Annotated in this window: 10 protein-coding genes, 2 tRNA genes and 3 rRNA genes; 7 read left to right on the forward strand and 8 right to left on the reverse strand. The window is 58.2% G+C overall.

The features are described from left to right. Positions 1–34 precede the first annotated feature (34 nt). From PFEN_RS24885 to PFEN_RS24910, 6 genes are all read left to right on the forward strand, one after another. Positions 35–111: transfer RNA gene (locus PFEN_RS24885), tRNA-Ile, on the forward strand. A gap of 30 nt (positions 112–141) precedes the next feature. Further along, positions 142–217 (forward strand) — tRNA-Ala (locus PFEN_RS24890). 256 nt (positions 218–473) lie between these two features. Then, a 23S ribosomal RNA gene (locus PFEN_RS24895) occupies positions 474–3365 on the forward strand. A 171-nt stretch (positions 3366–3536) separates the two neighbouring features. After that, positions 3537–3652 (forward strand): 5S ribosomal RNA (gene rrf / locus PFEN_RS24900). 108 nt (positions 3653–3760) lie between these two features. Next, positions 3761–3876 (forward strand): 5S ribosomal RNA (rrf, locus tag PFEN_RS24905). Positions 3877–4105: 229 nt separating this feature from the next. Then, positions 4106–5986, forward strand: a complete 1881-nt coding sequence (locus PFEN_RS24910; RefSeq protein ID WP_191489281.1) for a methyl-accepting chemotaxis protein — start codon at positions 4106–4108, stop codon at positions 5984–5986. A gap of 205 nt (positions 5987–6191) precedes the next feature. Here PFEN_RS24910 and PFEN_RS24915 read toward each other — a convergent pair whose 3' ends face one another. The 5 genes from PFEN_RS24915 to PFEN_RS24935 all read right to left on the reverse strand — a co-directional run bounded on the left by PFEN_RS24915 (position 6192) and on the right by PFEN_RS24935 (position 13446). After that, positions 6192–6659 (reverse strand): SRPBCC family protein, encoded by a 468-nt coding sequence (locus PFEN_RS24915; protein ID WP_191489282.1) that lies wholly within the window; start codon positions 6657–6659, stop codon positions 6192–6194. Positions 6660–6687: 28 nt separating this feature from the next. Next, positions 6688–10131 (reverse strand): amino acid adenylation domain-containing protein, encoded by a 3444-nt coding sequence (locus PFEN_RS24920; RefSeq protein WP_191489283.1) that lies wholly within the window; start codon positions 10129–10131, stop codon positions 6688–6690. Positions 10132–10145: 14 nt separating this feature from the next. Then, a complete protein-coding gene (locus tag PFEN_RS24925; protein ID WP_191489284.1) occupies positions 10146–11075 on the reverse strand; it encodes a diiron oxygenase in 930 nt (309 codons plus the stop codon). Beyond that, positions 11072–11851, reverse strand: coding sequence for a DUF3050 domain-containing protein (locus PFEN_RS24930; RefSeq protein WP_191489285.1), 780 nt, complete (start codon positions 11849–11851; stop codon positions 11072–11074). Before PFEN_RS24930 ends, PFEN_RS24925 begins: the two co-directional genes overlap by 4 nt. Positions 11852–12756: 905 nt before the next feature. After that, positions 12757–13446: a GntR family transcriptional regulator gene (locus PFEN_RS24935; protein WP_191490249.1), complete on the reverse strand. Its 690-nt coding sequence runs from the start codon at positions 13444–13446 to the stop codon at positions 12757–12759. A gap of 605 nt (positions 13447–14051) precedes the next feature. Between PFEN_RS24935 and PFEN_RS24940 the strand changes: the two genes are divergently transcribed. Next, positions 14052–16598, forward strand: a complete 2547-nt coding sequence (locus PFEN_RS24940) for an EAL domain-containing protein (RefSeq protein WP_191489286.1) — start codon at positions 14052–14054, stop codon at positions 16596–16598. Between the two features lie 224 nt (positions 16599–16822). Here the strand turns inward: PFEN_RS24940 and PFEN_RS31660 are convergent, their stop codons facing one another. From PFEN_RS31660 to PFEN_RS24950, 3 genes are all read right to left on the reverse strand, one after another. After that, positions 16823–17008, reverse strand: a complete 186-nt coding sequence (locus tag PFEN_RS31660; RefSeq protein ID WP_412071478.1) for a DUF6124 family protein — start codon at positions 17006–17008, stop codon at positions 16823–16825. Next, positions 16981–17532: a hypothetical protein gene (locus PFEN_RS24945; protein WP_191489287.1), complete on the reverse strand. Its 552-nt coding sequence runs from the start codon at positions 17530–17532 to the stop codon at positions 16981–16983. Before PFEN_RS24945 ends, PFEN_RS31660 begins: the two co-directional genes overlap by 28 nt. Before the next feature lie 363 nt (positions 17533–17895). Next, positions 17896–18276, reverse strand: coding sequence for a DUF6124 family protein (locus tag PFEN_RS24950; protein ID WP_191489288.1), 381 nt, complete (start codon positions 18274–18276; stop codon positions 17896–17898). Positions 18277–18469: the final 193 nt, after the last annotated feature.

An 18469-nucleotide genomic window follows, 5' to 3' on the forward strand; every position in this document is an offset into this window, starting at 1 on the left:
CATTGAAGAAGACGATTAGAAGCAGCCCGAAATTGGGTCTGTAGCTCAGTTGGTTAGAGCGCACCCCTGATAAGGGTGAGGTCGGCAGTTCGAATCTGCCCAGACCCACCAATTTTGTGTGGGAAAAGCCTGTAGAAATACGGGGCCATAGCTCAGCTGGGAGAGCGCCTGCCTTGCACGCAGGAGGTCAACGGTTCGATCCCGTTTGGCTCCACCACTTACTGCTGTTTTGCTGTTTCTGTTGTTAGAGCTTAGAAATGAGCATTCCATCACTGCGATGGTGAATGTTGATTTCTAGTCTTTGATTAGATCGTTCTTTAAAAATTTGGGTATGTGATAGAAAGATAGACTGGACGTTACTTTCACTGGTAACGGCTCAGGCTAAGGTAAAATTTGTGAGTGACTCTTAAGAGTTTTGCGAATTTTCGGCGAATGTCGTCTTCATAGTATAACCAGATTGCTTGGGGTTATATGGTCAAGTGAAGAAGCGCATACGGTGGATGCCTTGGCAGTCAGAGGCGATGAAAGACGTGGTAGCCTGCGAAAAGCTTCGGGGAGTCGGCAAACAGACTTTGATCCGGAGATGTCTGAATGGGGGAACCCAGCCATCATAAGATGGTTATCTTGTACTGAATACATAGGTGCAAGAGGCGAACCAGGGGAACTGAAACATCTAAGTACCCTGAGGAAAAGAAATCAACCGAGATTCCCTTAGTAGTGGCGAGCGAACGGGGACTAGCCCTTAAGTGGCTTTGAGATTAGCGGAACGCTCTGGAAAGGGCGGCCATAGTGGGTGATAGCCCTGTACGCGAAAATCTCTTGGTCATGAAATCGAGTAGGACGGGGCACGAGAAACCTTGTCTGAATATGGGGGGACCATCCTCCAAGGCTAAATACTACTGACTGACCGATAGTGAACTAGTACCGTGAGGGAAAGGCGAAAAGAACCCCGGAGAGGGGAGTGAAATAGATCCTGAAACCGTATGCGTACAAGCAGTGGGAGCCCACTTTGTTGGGTGACTGCGTACCTTTTGTATAATGGGTCAGCGACTTATTTTCAGTGGCGAGCTTAACCGAATAGGGGAGGCGTAGCGAAAGCGAGTCTTAATAGGGCGTCTAGTCGCTGGGAATAGACCCGAAACCGGGCGATCTATCCATGGGCAGGTTGAAGGTTGGGTAACACTAACTGGAGGACCGAACCGACTACCGTTGAAAAGTTAGCGGATGACCTGTGGATCGGAGTGAAAGGCTAATCAAGCTCGGAGATAGCTGGTTCTCCTCGAAAGCTATTTAGGTAGCGCCTCATGTATCACTGTAGGGGGTAGAGCACTGTTTCGGCTAGGGGGTCATCCCGACTTACCAAACCGATGCAAACTCCGAATACCTACAAGTGCCGAGCATGGGAGACACACGGCGGGTGCTAACGTCCGTCGTGAAAAGGGAAACAACCCAGACCGTCAGCTAAGGTCCCAAAGTCATGGTTAAGTGGGAAACGATGTGGGAAGGCTTAGACAGCTAGGAGGTTGGCTTAGAAGCAGCCACCCTTTAAAGAAAGCGTAATAGCTCACTAGTCGAGTCGGCCTGCGCGGAAGATGTAACGGGGCTCAAACCATGCACCGAAGCTACGGGTATCACTTAGGTGATGCGGTAGAGGAGCGTTCTGTAAGCCTGTGAAGGTGAGTTGAGAAGCTTGCTGGAGGTATCAGAAGTGCGAATGCTGACATGAGTAACGACAATGGGTGTGAAAAACACCCACGCCGAAAGACCAAGGTTTCCTGCGCAACGTTAATCGACGCAGGGTTAGTCGGTCCCTAAGGCGAGGCTGAAAAGCGTAGTCGATGGAAAACAGGTTAATATTCCTGTACTTCTGGTTATTGCGATGGAGGGACGGAGAAGGCTAGGCCAGCTTGGCGTTGGTTGTCCAAGTTTAAGGTGGTAGGCTGGAATCTTAGGTAAATCCGGGATTCCAAGGCCGAGAGCTGATGACGAGTTATCTTTTAGATGACGAAGTGGTTGATGCCATGCTTCCAAGAAAAGCTTCTAAGCTTCAGGTAACCAGGAACCGTACCCCAAACCGACACAGGTGGTTGGGTAGAGAATACCAAGGCGCTTGAGAGAACTCGGGTGAAGGAACTAGGCAAAATGGCACCGTAACTTCGGGAGAAGGTGCGCCGGTGAGGGTGAAGGACTTGCTCCGTAAGCCCATGCCGGTCGAAGATACCAGGCCGCTGCGACTGTTTATTAAAAACACAGCACTCTGCAAACACGAAAGTGGACGTATAGGGTGTGACGCCTGCCCGGTGCCGGAAGGTTAATTGATGGGGTTAGCTAACGCGAAGCTCTTGATCGAAGCCCCGGTAAACGGCGGCCGTAACTATAACGGTCCTAAGGTAGCGAAATTCCTTGTCGGGTAAGTTCCGACCTGCACGAATGGCGTAACGATGGCGGCGCTGTCTCCACCCGAGACTCAGTGAAATTGAAATCGCTGTGAAGATGCAGTGTATCCGCGGCTAGACGGAAAGACCCCGTGAACCTTTACTATAGCTTTGCACTGGACTTTGAATTTGCTTGTGTAGGATAGGTGGGAGGCTTTGAAGCGTGGACGCCAGTTCGCGTGGAGCCAACCTTGAAATACCACCCTGGCAACTTTGAGGTTCTAACTCAGGTCCGTTATCCGGATCGAGGACAGTGTATGGTGGGTAGTTTGACTGGGGCGGTCTCCTCCTAAAGAGTAACGGAGGAGTACGAAGGTGCGCTCAGACCGGTCGGAAATCGGTCGTAGAGTATAAAGGCAAAAGCGCGCTTGACTGCGAGACAGACACGTCGAGCAGGTACGAAAGTAGGTCTTAGTGATCCGGTGGTTCTGTATGGAAGGGCCATCGCTCAACGGATAAAAGGTACTCCGGGGATAACAGGCTGATACCGCCCAAGAGTTCATATCGACGGCGGTGTTTGGCACCTCGATGTCGGCTCATCACATCCTGGGGCTGAAGCCGGTCCCAAGGGTATGGCTGTTCGCCATTTAAAGTGGTACGCGAGCTGGGTTTAGAACGTCGTGAGACAGTTCGGTCCCTATCTGCCGTGGACGTTTGAGATTTGAGAGGGGCTGCTCCTAGTACGAGAGGACCGGAGTGGACGAACCTCTGGTGTTCCGGTTGTCACGCCAGTGGCATTGCCGGGTAGCTATGTTCGGGAAAGATAACCGCTGAAAGCATCTAAGCGGGAAACTTGCCTCAAGATGAGATCTCACTGGAACCTTGAGTTCCCTGAAGGGCCGTCGAAGACTACGACGTTGATAGGCAGGGTGTGTAAGCGCTGTGAGGCGTTGAGCTAACCTGTACTAATTGCCCGTGAGGCTTGACCATATAACACCCAAGCAATTTGCAGGCTTCGAGCTGAAGAGCGAAGGAGCACCAGATTGCGGTGTGTGAAGACGAAACGAACCGAAAGTTTGCGACTCACAAAACACCGAGCTGTCACATACCCATTTGCTGGAGCGTGATCTCGCAAGAGAAAACGAGCTGGCTACCGAATTTCTTGACGACCATAGAGCATTGGAACCACCTGATCCCATCCCGAACTCAGCAGTGAAACGATGCATCGCCGATGGTAGTGTGGGGTTTCCCCATGTGAGAGTAGGTCATCGTCAAGATTAAATTCCAGAACCCCTGATTGCTAACGCGATCAGGGGTTTTGTTTTAAGTAGAAGTCCATGATTTTGCTGACTCGCCATGCACCGGCGGGTCTGGCCACAGAATTTCTTGACGACCATAGAGCATTGGAACCACCTGATCCCATCCCGAACTCAGCAGTGAAACGATGCATCGCCGATGGTAGTGTGGGGTTTCCCCATGTGAGAGTAGGTCATCGTCAAGATTGAATTCCGAAACCCCCGTCTGCTCACGCAGACGGGGGTTTTGTTTTGCGCGTGCAAAAAATCCTCCAGACATTTCCTGAAATGAGCTAAGTTTTCATCCCATGGTGCCGACAGTATGGTGAATGATGCGTGCACCAAAGTGGAGCAGTCATAGAACGCTGCCTGCGCCCCCAACGAGTGTTGCACCCGCACGCATCCCCACTTTCGGCATAATAAGAAGTCCATGAAATGAATCTGAAATTCAGCCATAAAATCCTGTTGGCCGCCTCCGGTGTCGTGGTTCTCGCCTTCGCGCTGTTCACGTTGTACAACGACTATCTGCAGCGCAGCACCATTCGGCAGAACCTGGAGTCATCCATCCAGCAAGCTGGCGACCAGACGGCTGGCAGCGTGCAGAATTGGCTGGGCGGACGGATTCTGGTGCTGGAGAACCTGGCCCAGAACATTGCCCATCAGGGCAGCAAGGCCGACTTCGCGGGGTTGGTCGATCAACCGGCGTTGACCAGCAACTTCCAGTTCACCTATGTTGGCCAGACCGACGGTACTTTCACCCAGCGGCCCGACGCGAAGATGCCCGACGGCTATGACCCGCGTCAGCGCCCCTGGTACAAGTCCGCCGTGGTCGCGGACAAGACCATGCTCACGCCGCCTTACATGGCCTCGGTCGGTGGGTTGGTGGTGACCATCGCTATCCCGGTGAAAAGCAATGGGCAACTGCTTGGTGTGGTGGGCGGTGACTTGAGCCTGGAAACCCTGGTGAAGATCATCAACTCGGTGGACTTCGGTGGCATCGGCCAGGCCTTCCTGGTCAGTGGTGACGGACAGGTGATCGTCAGCCCGGACAAGGACCAGGTGATGAAGAATCTCAAGGACATCTACCCGGGTTCTGCCTTGCGCATCGCCAAGGGCGACCAGGAAGTCACCCTGAACAACCAGGAAAAGATCCTCTCGTTCACGCCGGTGGTAGGGCTACCTTCGGCAGACTGGTATATCGGTCTGTCCATCGACAAGAGCAAAGCCTACGCGCCGTTGAGTAAGTTCCGCACCTCGGCGTTGATCGCGATGTTCATTGCCGTGGCAATGATTGCCGTATTACTGACCCTGTTGATCCAGTTCCTGATGCGTCCGTTGACCGCCATGGGGCGTGCAATGCAGGATATTGCCCAAGGCGAAGGTGACCTGACCCGGCGGCTGAGCATCGAGAACAAAGATGAATTCGGCGAACTCGCCAGCTCCTTCAATCAGTTTGTCGAGCGGATCCACGCCTCCATCAGCGAGGTGTCCTCGGCCACGCGACAGGTGCATGACCTGTCCCAGCGGGTGATGAACTCGTCCAATGCCTCAATCATCGGTTCCGACGAGCAAAGCGCGCGGACCACCAGCGTGGCGGCGGCGATCAACCAGCTGGGGGCGGCCACCCAGGAGATCGCCCGCAATGCCGCCGATGCGTCGCAACACGCCAGCGGTGCCAGCGAACAGGCCGACGACGGGCGTCAGGTGGTGGAAAAAACCATCCTGGCGATGACCGAGCTGTCGCAGAAGATCAGCCTGTCCTGTACCCAGATCGAGACGCTGAACGCCAGCACCGACAACATCGGGCACATTCTCGATGTGATCAAGGGTATCTCCCAGCAAACCAACCTGCTGGCCCTCAACGCGGCCATTGAGGCGGCGCGGGCGGGGGAGGCGGGACGCGGTTTCGCGGTGGTGGCCGATGAGGTGCGTAACCTGGCTCATCGTACCCAGGAGTCGGCGGAAGAGATCCACAAGATGATCACCTCGTTGCAGGTCGGTTCGCGAGAGGCGGTGACCACCATGAACGCCAGCCAGGTTTCCAGCGAAGAGAGCGTCGAAGTCGCCAACCAGGCCGGTGCGCGTCTGGTCAGCGTGACCCAGCGTATTACCGAGATCGACGGCATGAACCAGTCGGTGGCGGCGGCGACCGAGGAGCAGACCGCGGTGGTGGAAACCCTCAACGTTGATATCAACCAGATCAACCTGCTGAACCTGCAAGGCGTGGCCAACCTGAATGAAACCCTGAAGGATTGCGATGCGTTGGCGCAGCAGGCCGGGCGGTTGAAGCAGTTGGTGGACAGTTTCCGGATCTGATTTCGCCATACTTGGGCTGATCCGCTCCCTTGTGGGAGCAGAGCTTGTGTGGGAGCAGAGCCTGCTCGCGAAGGCGCCTTCAAGGGCGCCAAAAGCTTCGCGGGCAAGCACCGCTCCCACAGGTCATCTGTCGTTCCCGGTTTCGTGAGCGGCAGAGACCCCATGTAGGAGTCAGCTTGCCGCCGATGAACGATAACGCGGTCTATCAGGCCAACAACGTCCGCACGTTGTTCATCGCATCATCGGCAAAACCCTGGACGAAGCTGCGGAACCCCGGCAGCGCCGCCTCGCCACCCGTGGCCGGCTCGGCAATGATGGTCCAGGTGGCCCGGCAGCGCCCCGGATCCAGCGTTTCGACGCTCATCGCCGCCCATAGCTGGCCGACCCCCAGGGTGTTGTAGATCGTCGTCCAGGTCATCTGTCGCGCCTGCTCGTCCCGCGAGTTGAGCTGTTCGACCACCAGGTTGCCGTCCTTGAAGAACTTCTTGCGCAGCGAGCCAACGCCTTCGCCGGTCATTTCGATGCGTTCCAGCGCCGTGATGAACGCCGCGAACCCAGCGAAATCGCCGACCACCGCCCAGACCGTGGCCGCATCGCGGGCAATCTCCACCGATGAAACCAGCGGGCTGCCTTGTGGGTTGCGGATCAGGCTATCGGGTTGCAGGTTATTCATGATGTAACTCCTTGTGGGTGGGGATGAATCAGATGAACTGGATCTGTTTGAGGTAGTCGCAGCCCTTGCGCAGCAGCGCCGGGGTCTTGGCCGGGTACTGCTCGCCCATGGCATGCACACCGGCGGCGGCATGGGCATGACCGATCGCCGAGATATCGCCGATGTCCTCCTCGAAGCCATTGAGGTAGAAACCCAGCACTTCGAACAGCGCATTGCCGCTGTCGACCCGATGCAACTGGCGTTGCCAGTCGGCGACGCTGACCAGTTGGAAGTCGTGGCCGGCTTCGCGGAACGAGGCCAGGTAATCGGTCCAGCTCAAGGGTTGCGGGTTATGCAGGTTGAATACCCCGTGACCGTTGGATCGACGGCCATGCACGGCGATGAAACGGGCGAGGAAGTCCACCGGCATCAGGTCGAAGTTGAGCTCCAGGGCGGGTACCTGACCCAGTTGCAACGAGCCCTTGAGCATCAGCATCAGCCGATTCTTGTGCGGTTGGCTGACCCCGGTGCGGCTGTTGAAACTGATGTTGCCGGGCCGGTAGAGATTGACCCAGACACCCTGTTCGCGAGCCCGTTGCAGGATCCGCTCGCCGACCCACTTGCTCAGGTTGTAGCCGTTCCTGATGTAGATCGGCGGTGTCGGGGCCGCCGGCTGTTCGAGCACCCGACCCTGGGCATCGATACTGCTGGAGGCCGACAGCGTCGAGACGAAGTTGAAGATCTTCTTGCTGCGGCCTTCGCACAGGCGCAGGCATTCGAACAGTGGATCGACGTTGTCCGGGGCCAGCGACTCGTAGTCGAGTACATGGTTGACGTTGGCCGCGTTATGCACCAGGGCGCCGTACTCCCGATCAATCCGCTCGTAGACCGCCGGGGCGAGTCCCAACAGCGGGCGGGTCAGGTCGGCGGCATGGACCCGTACTCGGCTCAGGTCCAGGTGCTCCAGGCGGTTCTCCCGCAGGGCCCGGGCAAAGCGTTGCGCCGCGGGTTCCGCCGCGCTGTCGCGGACCAGGCAGGCGACCTCGACGGCGCCGCCGGCCAGCAGCGCTTCGACCAGATGCACGCCGACAAAGCTGTTGGCGCCGGTCACCAGCACCTTGTTCACGTCGCCAGCGCGCTCCGCCGGCAACACGTTGAGGCCCAGTTCACGGGAGGCATCGACGAAGACCTGCTCGCTCAGGGCCTGGGTGGTGGCATCGCCACTGACCAACAGCGCCAGCCGGCACAGGGTCGGTTCCTCGATAAAGCGATTGATGGAAATACCTCGGCCATACTGCTCGCGGATACCCAGCAGCATTTTCGACAGCAGGATCGAGTGGCCGCCCAGGTTGAAGAAGCTTTCGTCGGTGGAGATATCCTCGGCGGGCAGTTCCAGCAACTCGGCCCAGAGCGCCAGCAGACGGCTTTCGTCCGGTGTGGCGGGTAACCGGCGGCGGCTGTTTTCGGGGCTTTCGACCGGCAGCTTCAGTAGCGCCGCACGGTCGATCTTGCCGTTGCTGGCCGAGGGCATGTCGGCAAGCTCGGTGTAGACCAGCGGTTGCATATAGTCCGGCAGATAACGTTCGGCGTGTTGCCTGAGCGCAGCCTGGCCGCCGGGGGATTGCGCTTGGGCCATGAAGGCCAGCACCCGCCGCCGGGGATCGATGACCACCGCGATCTGGCGGTACAGCCGGCTGTCGCGCAGGCATTGCTCGATCTCCTCCGGCTCGACCCGGAAGCCGCGAATCTTGACCTGATTGTCACGCCGTCCGCACAGCTCGATGCCTTCACCGGTCCACTTGGCCATGTCGCCGGTGCGGTAGGCGCGCAGGCTGGCCCCTTGGCCCAGGGGCAGATGCAGATAACTGTCGGCAGTCTTGTCGGGATTGTTCAGGTAGCCGATGCCGACCCCGGGACCGACAATGTACAACTCGCCAACGGTCTGCTCGGCCACCGGCTGGCACTGCTCGTCGAGAATCAGCACCTGACTGTTGGCGATGGGCTGGCCCAGGCTGCGATTGCCGGAGCCGGCCTGGAAGCGCCTGGCCGTGACCAGCACGGTGCTTTCGGTGGGCCCGTAGAGGTTGTAGAAATGACAGTGCGCGGCGAGCTTTTCGATCACATCCGGTTCGCACACATCGCCGCCGGTCATCACGTGGCTCAGGCCCAGGGGCGTATCCAACGGCAGGATGCTCAGCAGCGCCGGGGGCAGGAAGGCATGGCTGAGCTGTTGCCCGCGAATCAGCGCCAGCAGTTGCAAGGGATCGCGGCGCTGGTCCTCGCTGGGCACCACCAGCTCCGCGCCCCGGACCAGGGTCGGGAAAATATCGATCAGCGACGAGTCGAAACTCAAGGTGGAAAACTGCAGGACCCGACTGCTTTCGCTGAGCTGCACATAGTCGGCATACCAGGCGGTGAAATGACTGAGGTTGTGCTGACTGAGCAGCACGCCCTTGGGTTGTCCGGTCGTGCCCGAAGTGTACAGCGCGAGGCAGGGTGCCTGCGCTGCCAGGGCCTGGCGTACCAGGGGCTGGTCTATCGGATTGCGCGGCAGGGTGCTGACATCCAGGGCCGGCAGGTGTTCGGCCAGCGGGAATTGCCCATCGTGCAGCAGCAAGACAGCGCCGGCATCCTTCAGCACGAACAGTTGGCGCTGCAGCGGGTGGCCTGGGTCGAGCGGCAGATACACCGCACCGGTACCGAGAATCGCCAGGATGCTGGCGTACAGCGCGGCGCTCTTGTGCTGGCAGAGGCCGATCACCGGCGGCTCGGAGAACGGCCCCAACGCATCGAGCCGCGCCCGCAGGCCCTGCTGAATCGTCCGGCTCAGGTCGTGCAGTTCCCGGTACGTCAGCGACACCCCGTCCAGGGTCAGCGCGGGGCGCGCGGCGAAGCGCAGCAGGCTGGCTTCGATATGTTCGATGACCGGGCGCTGGGCCAGGGCCAGTAACTCAGGGCGCTCGGTGCGGTTGAAGCGGTGCTCGAAGGCCAGGGTCTCGAGCCTGCCCAGGTCTTGTTCCGGCAACTGCGACACTGAAGGGAGCGTGGCGGCGTCGGTAAAGTGTTCGGCATCACGGGAGTAGCGGCTGACCTGCAAGGCCACTCGCTCCACCAGGGCCTGGACCGCGGAGAGACGTAGCGCCTGGCCGTTTCCGGAGCCGTCCTGGTCAACGCCCAGGCGCTGGATCAGGCGGCTGCCGCGGTCCTCGACCAACCGGCAGAGTAGCCGGAGTTCGGGCAGGCCCTGGACTGTCATGGGCCCCTGCTCCAGGCGCAGGGCCAGATGTGTGCAGGCACCGAGGTCGCGTCGCCAGCTGGCGGGCAGCGCCAGGCTGCCATCTTCGATCAACAGATCCGCCGCGCCCGGCGGTTGTGCTTCGATGGCCTGCGCGTGACTCAGGCGTTGAATCGAATGACCGTGCTGTTCCAGCTCGCGGAGCAATTCATCCAGCGCCTGGCTGCTGCCGACGAGCAAAAGGGTGAGACGTCTCATGATGATCTCCTTGGCTAGATCAGGTAGTCGCTCAAGGCGTCCTGAACACAGGGCGAATCGAGCAGCGAGCTGTTGCGCAGGAAGCGCACGATGTTGATCACCAGCGGATGGTGGCGATTGATCGGATACGCCAGCCCCGATGCCTCGCGCCTGAGGGCCTGGCGGATCTCCTCGGCCACCGGCAGGTGCTCGATCACGCGGAAGTCGAAGCTCTTCTGGATGTCGTTGGTCAGGTAATGCACGATGAACACCGGCAGGATCTGCGCGATCAGGTCGCGGTCCGTCTCGCTCGCGGTCTGCCAATAGATGCGCACCAGGCGGGTCCAGAATCCGGCATGTCGACCCTCGTCGAGCAGGTGGTCGGCCATCAGCCCCTTGATCGAGGGCTTGACCGTGTCGTCCTTGGCAAAGGCCGCGACATCGTTGGTCACGGTGTTTTCCGAGATCGCCACGCAGATCAGCTCCATGGCCGCCCGCAAGTGTTCGGGCGCCATGCCGATGGCTGCCGGTATCGCCCGGCTCAACTCGATTTCATCCGGCAGATCGAGGGGCTCGATGCCGGTCATGGCCACGGTCTGCTGCATGAAGTCCATGGCCACCAGGGCGTGGTAATCCTCGTCCACCACCACCGTCATGGCGGCGTAGCGACAGGCGAATGGAAAGCTGATCGGGAAGCGCCCCTTGGCAATGCTGCGGGCAGTGCGGTCGACGATATCGGTCTCGAAAATCACCACGTCATTGATGAATTTGTAGAGACTCTGGAGCAGCACGAAATCCCTTTGCCCGGGGCACAGGGTCAGAAAACTCTCGCTGCTGACCAGTGGTTGGCGGCTCAGCGGATAGATCAGTCGATCATCGTCTTCGAGCAGGCGGCGTGGCCGGGTGCGAATGCTGGCGCGGCTCTCCCAGGCATCGGCGAAGGTGCTGTAGTCGATGGCATTCATGAGACCGTTACCTCCACCGCGGTGGTGCACAAGCTCTCCAGCAAACCGTCCCAGAGCGCCATGCGGCTGTCCACGGCGGCGAGGGCGGTGCTGTAGATCTCCGCTTCGCGCTGCGGCTGACCATCCACCAGGCGCTCGAGCAGGTGTTCGGCCGCCGGACCATGGTCCTCGGAATCAACATCGATATGGCGTTGCAGGTAATAGCGCAACGTCGGGGCCAGAGCTTGATCGATGCCCCATTCATCGAGAATCCGCTGGAACATCTGTGGGATAACACTCTCCCGCCCGTGTAGAAAGGCCGCGGCCACCCGGTGAGCCGAGGCATGCAGGGCGATATCGAGCGTGTTTCTGACAAAGCCGATCACCATTGGCGCGGCATTGACCGTGCGCAACGCGGTTTCGACGGCCACGCCTTCACGCAGCAGCTCAATGAAGCGTTCGATGGCGACCGTGCTGGCGCCGACTTCGCGCATCGCCTCCAGATACAGCTCGAAGTGGCTGCAATGGCCGTGTCCTGCGCGTTGGTCCGACTCCTCTCCGAGGACAATTTCATTGATCAGACGCGCGGCCTGGGGGTCCTTGGGTGGTAGCCAGGGCAAGGTGGTACAGGTCAGCTCCTGTTGCAAACGCTTGGTTAACGACATGAAGTCCCAGACCGCAAAGACATGGACTTCCATGAAGCGTCGAAGTAGTGACAGTGAATGGATTTCACTGAATACAGGATGTTGGGTCAACTGTTCTTTTCTGGCATGCAGAAGGGGCTTTAGTGCGCTCATTAATAATCACCAGGTGTCCGCTAAGTTAAAAGGATTGTGAAGTGTTGCTTGGCGTTTTCTATCGGTCCGGCTGTTGAGCAGTGTGGCGTTTGCTAACGGCTAGGCGAGCAGAGTCCTCAATAAGAAATTGAAAGCATCGAGAGGAATCATTACCTGTTTAAAATGCGCCCAGGCGCCATCGTGCAAGCTTTTTGAGCGTATTTTGTTTGGTGTTACAGGGCGCGTATGTCTAGGCTGGCAAAGGCCTTGGCGACAGGGTTTGCCCGAAAGCCATTAAAAATTAATACAAATATTCAGCACGGATCAAGTTATTTTTATAACAATTGTAAGTTTGGTTTTTTTATGGCTGAGTGTCACCGATAACACTGGCGATGCCGTGTTTTTAGGGGTGAGAGTGCCCCTTCCGAATAATAACGATCAGAATTTGAATGAATGATTGAATGCCTCATCCATATGGCTCTCAATGGGCTGTTGCTAATAATTTGATAGGCGTGGCCGAGACACGGTTAATCCGTACTCCCAGCGTGTGGAAGTGCTCCTTGAATGAGTGATGTATCCGAAAGTTGCATGCGCGGAGCCGTAGGTCGCCCGTCAATTCATTATCGGTGAGCAAGCCTGTGCCCAAACGGGCAGTTCTGCTATCGCCGGAAGCGGCGAAACCTGTCCGAAGCGGTGAATAGATAGGGTCATCCCGCGTGGCGGGGCGTGGGCCCAGGATCTATCTCACGAATCATGCAAAACAGGTGATGACAGATTGTCGGCGCGCCGTTGTCGTTCACCGGCATCACGTATTGTCTTGTCGACCCGCGGGCCGACGTGCACGTCGGTAAAACAGTCGGCCGTGAACCCTGTGGGCCTCACCCTGCCGGGTTCAGGGGGGCGGCTAGGGTCATCGGCCCCGGGGCTCAAGACCGGGTCTGGGCCAGATAGCGCAGAATCACTTCGATGGCGCGTTGCAGGTGGTGTCGCAGGTTCTCCACGCACACCTCGATATCGCCGGCCCGGGCGGAACTGAGAAGGGCGCGATGGTCATCCTGGGAGAGTTTGCCCAGGCCCATGGCCGACAGGTTGAAACGCAGGAAGCGTTCTTCTTCCACCAGGCCTTGCTCGATCAATTTCAGCAGCTTGTGATTGGGCGCCTTGCTGTAAAGAGCCATGTGGAATAGACGGTTGAGCCGTCCGACCTGGGTGTAGTCCTGTTCGGTTTCCAACAGATCGATATAGGTCTCGATCTGCTTGAAGTCGTTGTCATTGAGCAAGGGCACCGACAGGCGCAGGGCCTCGGTTTCCAGCAGGATCCGCAGGTCATAGGCTTCGATGGAGTTGTCGACGATCAATGGCGCAACCACGGCCCCCTTGTGGTGCACCACATTCAGCAGTTCCTGGGCTTCGAGCTGGCGCAGGGCTTCACGCACGGGCATGCGGCTGACGCCGAACAGCGTCGCCAATTCCTGTTGGCGCAGGGCCAGGCCACAGGGAAGACGTCCGTCCAGGATCGCGTTGCGCAATGTCTCCTCTATCACGGCCCGGGCCAGGTGGGCGGGTATGGGTCCATTGACGTGAACGCTGTTCAAGGGATTGGGTTTTTCCGCCACGCGCATACTCTGTTCTGGACAAGGTTGAAAGGGGATCCGATGGCACACTAGAAGCTGCCTGGGTGCTTGTCAAACCGACCACTTTCTGCGCCTGACGCGCGCTATGACGGATGATTGCATGGTGCCATTCTCTTTCACCAGCCCCCTTTGAAACTATCAATCGATTCCCAAGTGGCTGTAGGGACTCGCCCTCTTGGCAATGCGTATTGCTTCCCGCTGCTCCAGAGTTTTGCACAAGGTTCCAAGACTCACGTGTTCAAGCTATCCGAGTGTGTCGGACAGGTCTTGGGGCGATGCGGAAAAATGCTGGAGTTAAAGATAATAAGAATACTTTCAAGAATATCTTCGTCGCGGGGTCGCGACGAAGATATTACAACTGTCCTTCAGGCTTCTTTGACTTATGTCAATCATCCGATGATCGGGTGGCGGCATATTGACACCAGTGTATAGATTATGACCTTACTCTTTCCGGCACCGACACCGGTGTCTTCCTTTAACCCTCTTCCGATCGCTGCAAAACTGGGCAGAGATCAGCGAACGCCTAAAGCATCTGGGACGGAGCCCGACACTGTATTTGTCTTCCTTCCCGTGAGTGGGCTATCGCCATGCCTGATATTCAGGATCTATCCCAAGTTTCCATCCAGACCCTTGAACAGAGCATCGACAGTGTCGTGGTCATCGACAGCCAGAACCGGGTCACCCTGTTCAACGGTGCCGCGGAGGCATTGTGGGGGTACAGTCGGGAGGAGGTGATCGGGCGGCACGTCGGTATGCTGGTGCCACAGTTGACCCGTGCGGAGCCCGATGGCTGCATCGATGCCAATCGACACGGTGGAATCAACGAGATCGTCGGCACCAGTCGCGATGTACTGATCGAGCGCAAGGACGGCGCCCGGCGTTGGGGCGCGATGTCGATCTCCAAGGTCGAGGCCGCTGGCCAACTGATGTACACCGCCTTTATCAAGGACATTACCGCCCGGCATGCGGAGCGCGAGCATCTGTCTCTGCTGTCGCTGGTGGTCGATAGCACCGAGAATGCGATCATCATCACCGATGGCCAATGGCAGATTCTCTACGTCAACGGTGGCTTCACCCAGATGTTCGGCTATGACCCGGCCGCGGTGGTGGGACGAACCCCGATCAATCTCATCGCGCCCTATTTCGAATTGGAAGACATTGCCACTATCCGTGCTCAACTGGCGCGAGGCGAAACCTATCACTCACAGGAGTTCGGTTATCGGCATGATGGCCGTCGTGTCTGGTGCAATGTCAGCACCTACCCGGTGATCGATAACCTCAACCAGTTGACCAATACCGTCAGCGTGCTGATTGACGTGACCCACACGCGGATGCCGGAGATCCTGCGGCACAAAGTGCTCGAGGCCATGGTTCAAGAGGAATCATTGGCGGGTTTGATGACGTTGGTCTGTCGTGAAGTCGAGCGGATTGCGCCCGATGTGGTGGCCTCGATCCTGCGAGTCGATGAAGCGGGGACCCTGCACCCCCTGGCGGCGCCGAGCTTGCCTGAACATTACTCCCAGGCCCTGGAGGGGTTGCCCATCGGACCGCAGACCGGCTCTTGCGGTACGGCGGCGTTCAGCGGTGTGCCGGTGAGCGTGACGGACATTGCCCATCATCCGTTCTGGGCCGGCTTTCGCGATCTGGTGACCCCATTGGGGCTCAAGGCCTGTTGGTCGACACCGATCAAATCCAGTGCCGGCCGGGTGTTAGGGACCTTCGCGTTCTACTACCGCGAGAACCGTGAGCCGAGCCCACTCGATCACCAACTGGTGAACGCCACGATCCACCTCTGCGCTCTGGCCCTGGAGCGCGAAGAGTCCCGCGCGCATATTCGCCAGTTGGCTTTTTACGATGACCTGACCGGGCTGCCCAATCGCAATATGCTGCATGCCAAGGCTACCCAGGCGATTGCCGATGCGGTGCGCAACAAGAGCAGCCTGGCGGTGATATTCATTGATCTGGATCGATTCAAGCAGGTCAACGACTCCCTCGGACATTCGGCGGGCGATGAGTTTCTGTGCATGATCGCCCGACGTTTGAATGAGCGGCGGCGCAAGCAGGATATTGTCTGTCGACTGTCGGGTGATGAGTTTGTGCTGGTGCTGCCGCAATGTTCGCTGGAGCAAGTGACCGATCTTATCGTCGGTCTCAAAAGCAGCTTGAGCGCTCCGTGCCAGATCGCCGGCGTGACCCTCAAACCGTCCGCGAGCATTGGCGTCAGCATGTTTCCGGAGGATGGCCGGAACATGGAGGTCTTGTTGCAACGGGCCGACATCGCCATGTACCAGGCCAAGACCAGCGGAAGGGGCCGTGTCAGTTTCTTCAGCCACGGGCAGGATCAGATGGCCAAGGGCCGACTGACCCTGGAGGCAGCCCTGCGTGAGGCCATTGATCAGAAACAACTGCACCTGGTGTATCAGCCGCAGGTCGATCTCAACCGCCAGGACCTGTGTGGCGTCGAGGCCCTGGCGCGTTGGCGGCATCCGCAATTTGGCGATGTCCTGCCGAGCACGTTCATTCCCCTGGCCGAGGAGTGCGGCCTGATCGGCGAGTTCGGCCAATGGTCGTTGCGTGAAGCTTGCCGACAGTTGGCCAGTTGGCGCCGTCAGCACTTGAAGGTACCGAGCATATCGGTGAATCTTTCGCCGACCAATTTCCACAACCGTGATTTGCCGCACTTCATCAGCCGGGCCTTGTCGCAGAACGGCCTGGTGGCGGCGGACCTGACGCTGGAGATCACCGAGAATGTGTTGATGGACAGCAACCCCGATACCTTGTGCACGATTGACGAGGTCCATGCCCTTGGGGTGCGCCTGGCCATGGATGACTTCGGCACGGGCTATTCGAGTTTGAGCTACCTGCGGCGCTTGCCGATCAAGGAGCTCAAGCTCGATCGCAGTTTTGTCCATGACCTGGAAACCGACGACACCAGCCAGGCCTTGAGCGAGGCGGTGATCCGGATCGGCGAGAGCCTGGATTTGCGGGTGGTGGCCGAGGGCGTGGAAACCCTGGCCCAGCAAAGGATTCTCCAGGCCCAGGGTTATGAGGTGGCGCAGGGGTTTCTGATTTCCAAGCCGATGCGGGGCTGCGAATTGGGATCGTGGCTGGAGAGTTTCCGGCTTAATGCCTGAGACTCCATTGCCGAGGTCACTCAGTTGCGGCCTCTGGTGCGTTGATATACATCCGCTGATTTTGTGGTAGCTGTCCTGCTGTCTTCGTGGGCAAGCTCCGCTCCCACAGTAAGTTTGTGTCGAACCTGGAATTTGTGTACGACCGATAACTACCTGTGGGAGCGGAGCTTGTCGGGACGCCGCATCGCCGCGAAGGCGTCTTCAGCAACGCCGCAGTCTCTGGATCAGCCCACATTTCCTGCTGTAGACGTCTCATCGATCAGCGAATCCACCCACGACTGCGCCAACTCGATCAACTGCACGGTCCCCATCGCCAACTTGCGCTTCGCCCCGTCGAGTTGATCGGAGGATTCATATAGTCGACGGGCAACAGGTCTTACAGTCAAAGGGGCAAGGGGCTGCAGTACCACTTGAAATTCAGGAAGGTAAAGGCCAGCAGACGGCTCAACTCCTGGTCCTTTTCATCAATAAGACCATCCCGGTTCGTATCGACATCCGCTCTGATGACCTTTGTCACCTTCATGTCAACCATCTCGCCGACAGCAGCCCGGTAGACCAGCGTCTGGTTTATCGGTACAGCACTGCCTTGATGAAAATTCAGACTGACCAGCTCGGGATTGCCATCCTCATGAAACGTTTTAACCCGTAGCGTCACGTAACGGTGCCAGCTCTTTCCGCGATTGAACCAGTTCAGCTTCAGAAAGGCGTCAGCGAAGAACTTGATCAATATCTCGTCCAGATAGTTTTCACTGCCATCACCGGTGACATCGCCAAACCTCAAGTCGACACGACCATCTCCCGTCATATCCAGTGCCGCAGCCTTGAATTTCAAATTGTCGGGTTGTCCGCAGACTTTCTCGTAAAAGCGCAACAGCACACTATCCGCCTGTCCGTTGCCACTCAGGTCCTGGGCGGTCACTTTGAGATAACGCATCACAAAATCCTTCTCGAGAATGAGCCAGCCACGCTAAATCCCTGGTTCCCAACCGGATAGCGCCGCATTCCTGATTGTTTGCGGGAAAAACCACCGGCATGCACCACTTGAAAGATCGGCTGGCGTTTGCCTGGCACCTGTTCCACCACTCGACCTATCGGGCAGACCGAGATTTGTGGCGAGCGGGCTTGCCCGCGCTGGGGCGCGAAGCGGCCCTGAAACCGATGAACGCGGTCTGTCAGGCAGACCGAGATAAGCGGTTTTGCGACTGCTTCGCAGCCGAGCGCGGGCAAGCCCGCTCGCCACAGGACCTCGCTTGTCCTCAACTTTCCAGGCGCCCTTAATGACAACACAGGCCCTGGATCAGCCCACATTTCCTGCTGTAGACGTCTCATCGATCAGCGAGTCCACCCACGACTGCGCCAGCTCGATCAAATGCACGGTCCCCATCGCCAACTTGCGCTTCGCCCCGTCGAGTTGATCGGCGGACTCATAAGCCGTGGCCGCCGCCGATTGCAGAATCGACAGCGCATTGACCAGCTTGTCTTCCACACTGAGTGACGACGCGCTGCGAGCGGGCGAGGGCGAGAAGGTCTTGTGGGGCCTGAGCGGATCGTCGCTCAGCGGTAGCCCGTAGTGGGCAAAGGCGCGTTCGGTGGCGGCGTCGAAGTGAGGTTTTCCGATCTTTGCGCGACGTGACGCCGGGAAGCTGATCGGCGGGTCCGGTGTAAGTCTTTTATCCATGGTCCAGCTCCTACATGTAGGTAATGAGGGGCCATCGATTGCCGTTCTCACGCGGCAAAGGGTGGCAGCTGTACACAGGGTGAGAATACCGGACAGTAGGCAACCGGCCAGACCGAGGTCTGCCTGCGCACAGCCGCCATGAAGCGTTTTCAGATGAAAAGGCGTTCGTAACGAAAGTGGCGCTGATGCGCAT

Origin of the sequence: Pseudomonas sp. FEN (assembly GCF_904067045.1) — a bacterium.
Classification (GTDB): domain Bacteria; phylum Pseudomonadota; class Gammaproteobacteria; order Pseudomonadales; family Pseudomonadaceae; genus Aquipseudomonas.

Bases quoted from the DNA above. Each gene is read 5' to 3' on its own strand.
- PFEN_RS24915 (WP_191489282.1), bottom strand. From the start codon at position 6,659: ATGAATAACCTGCAACCCGATAGCCTGATCCGCAACCCACAAGGCAGC.
- PFEN_RS24930 (WP_191489285.1), bottom strand. From the start codon at position 11,851: ATGAGCGCACTAAAGCCCCTTCTGCATGCCAGAAAAGAACAGTTGACC.
- PFEN_RS24910 (WP_191489281.1), top strand. From the start codon at position 4,106: ATGAATCTGAAATTCAGCCATAAAATCCTGTTGGCCGCCTCCGGTGTC.
- PFEN_RS24940 (WP_191489286.1), top strand. From the start codon at position 14,052: ATGCCTGATATTCAGGATCTATCCCAAGTTTCCATCCAGACCCTTGAA.
- PFEN_RS24945 (WP_191489287.1), bottom strand. From the start codon at position 17,532: ATGCGTTATCTCAAAGTGACCGCCCAGGACCTGAGTGGCAACGGACAG.
- PFEN_RS24925 (WP_191489284.1), bottom strand. From the start codon at position 11,075: ATGAATGCCATCGACTACAGCACCTTCGCCGATGCCTGGGAGAGCCGC.
- PFEN_RS24950 (WP_191489288.1), bottom strand. From the start codon at position 18,276: ATGGATAAAAGACTTACACCGGACCCGCCGATCAGCTTCCCGGCGTCA.
- PFEN_RS24920 (WP_191489283.1), bottom strand. From the start codon at position 10,131: ATGAGACGTCTCACCCTTTTGCTCGTCGGCAGCAGCCAGGCGCTGGAT.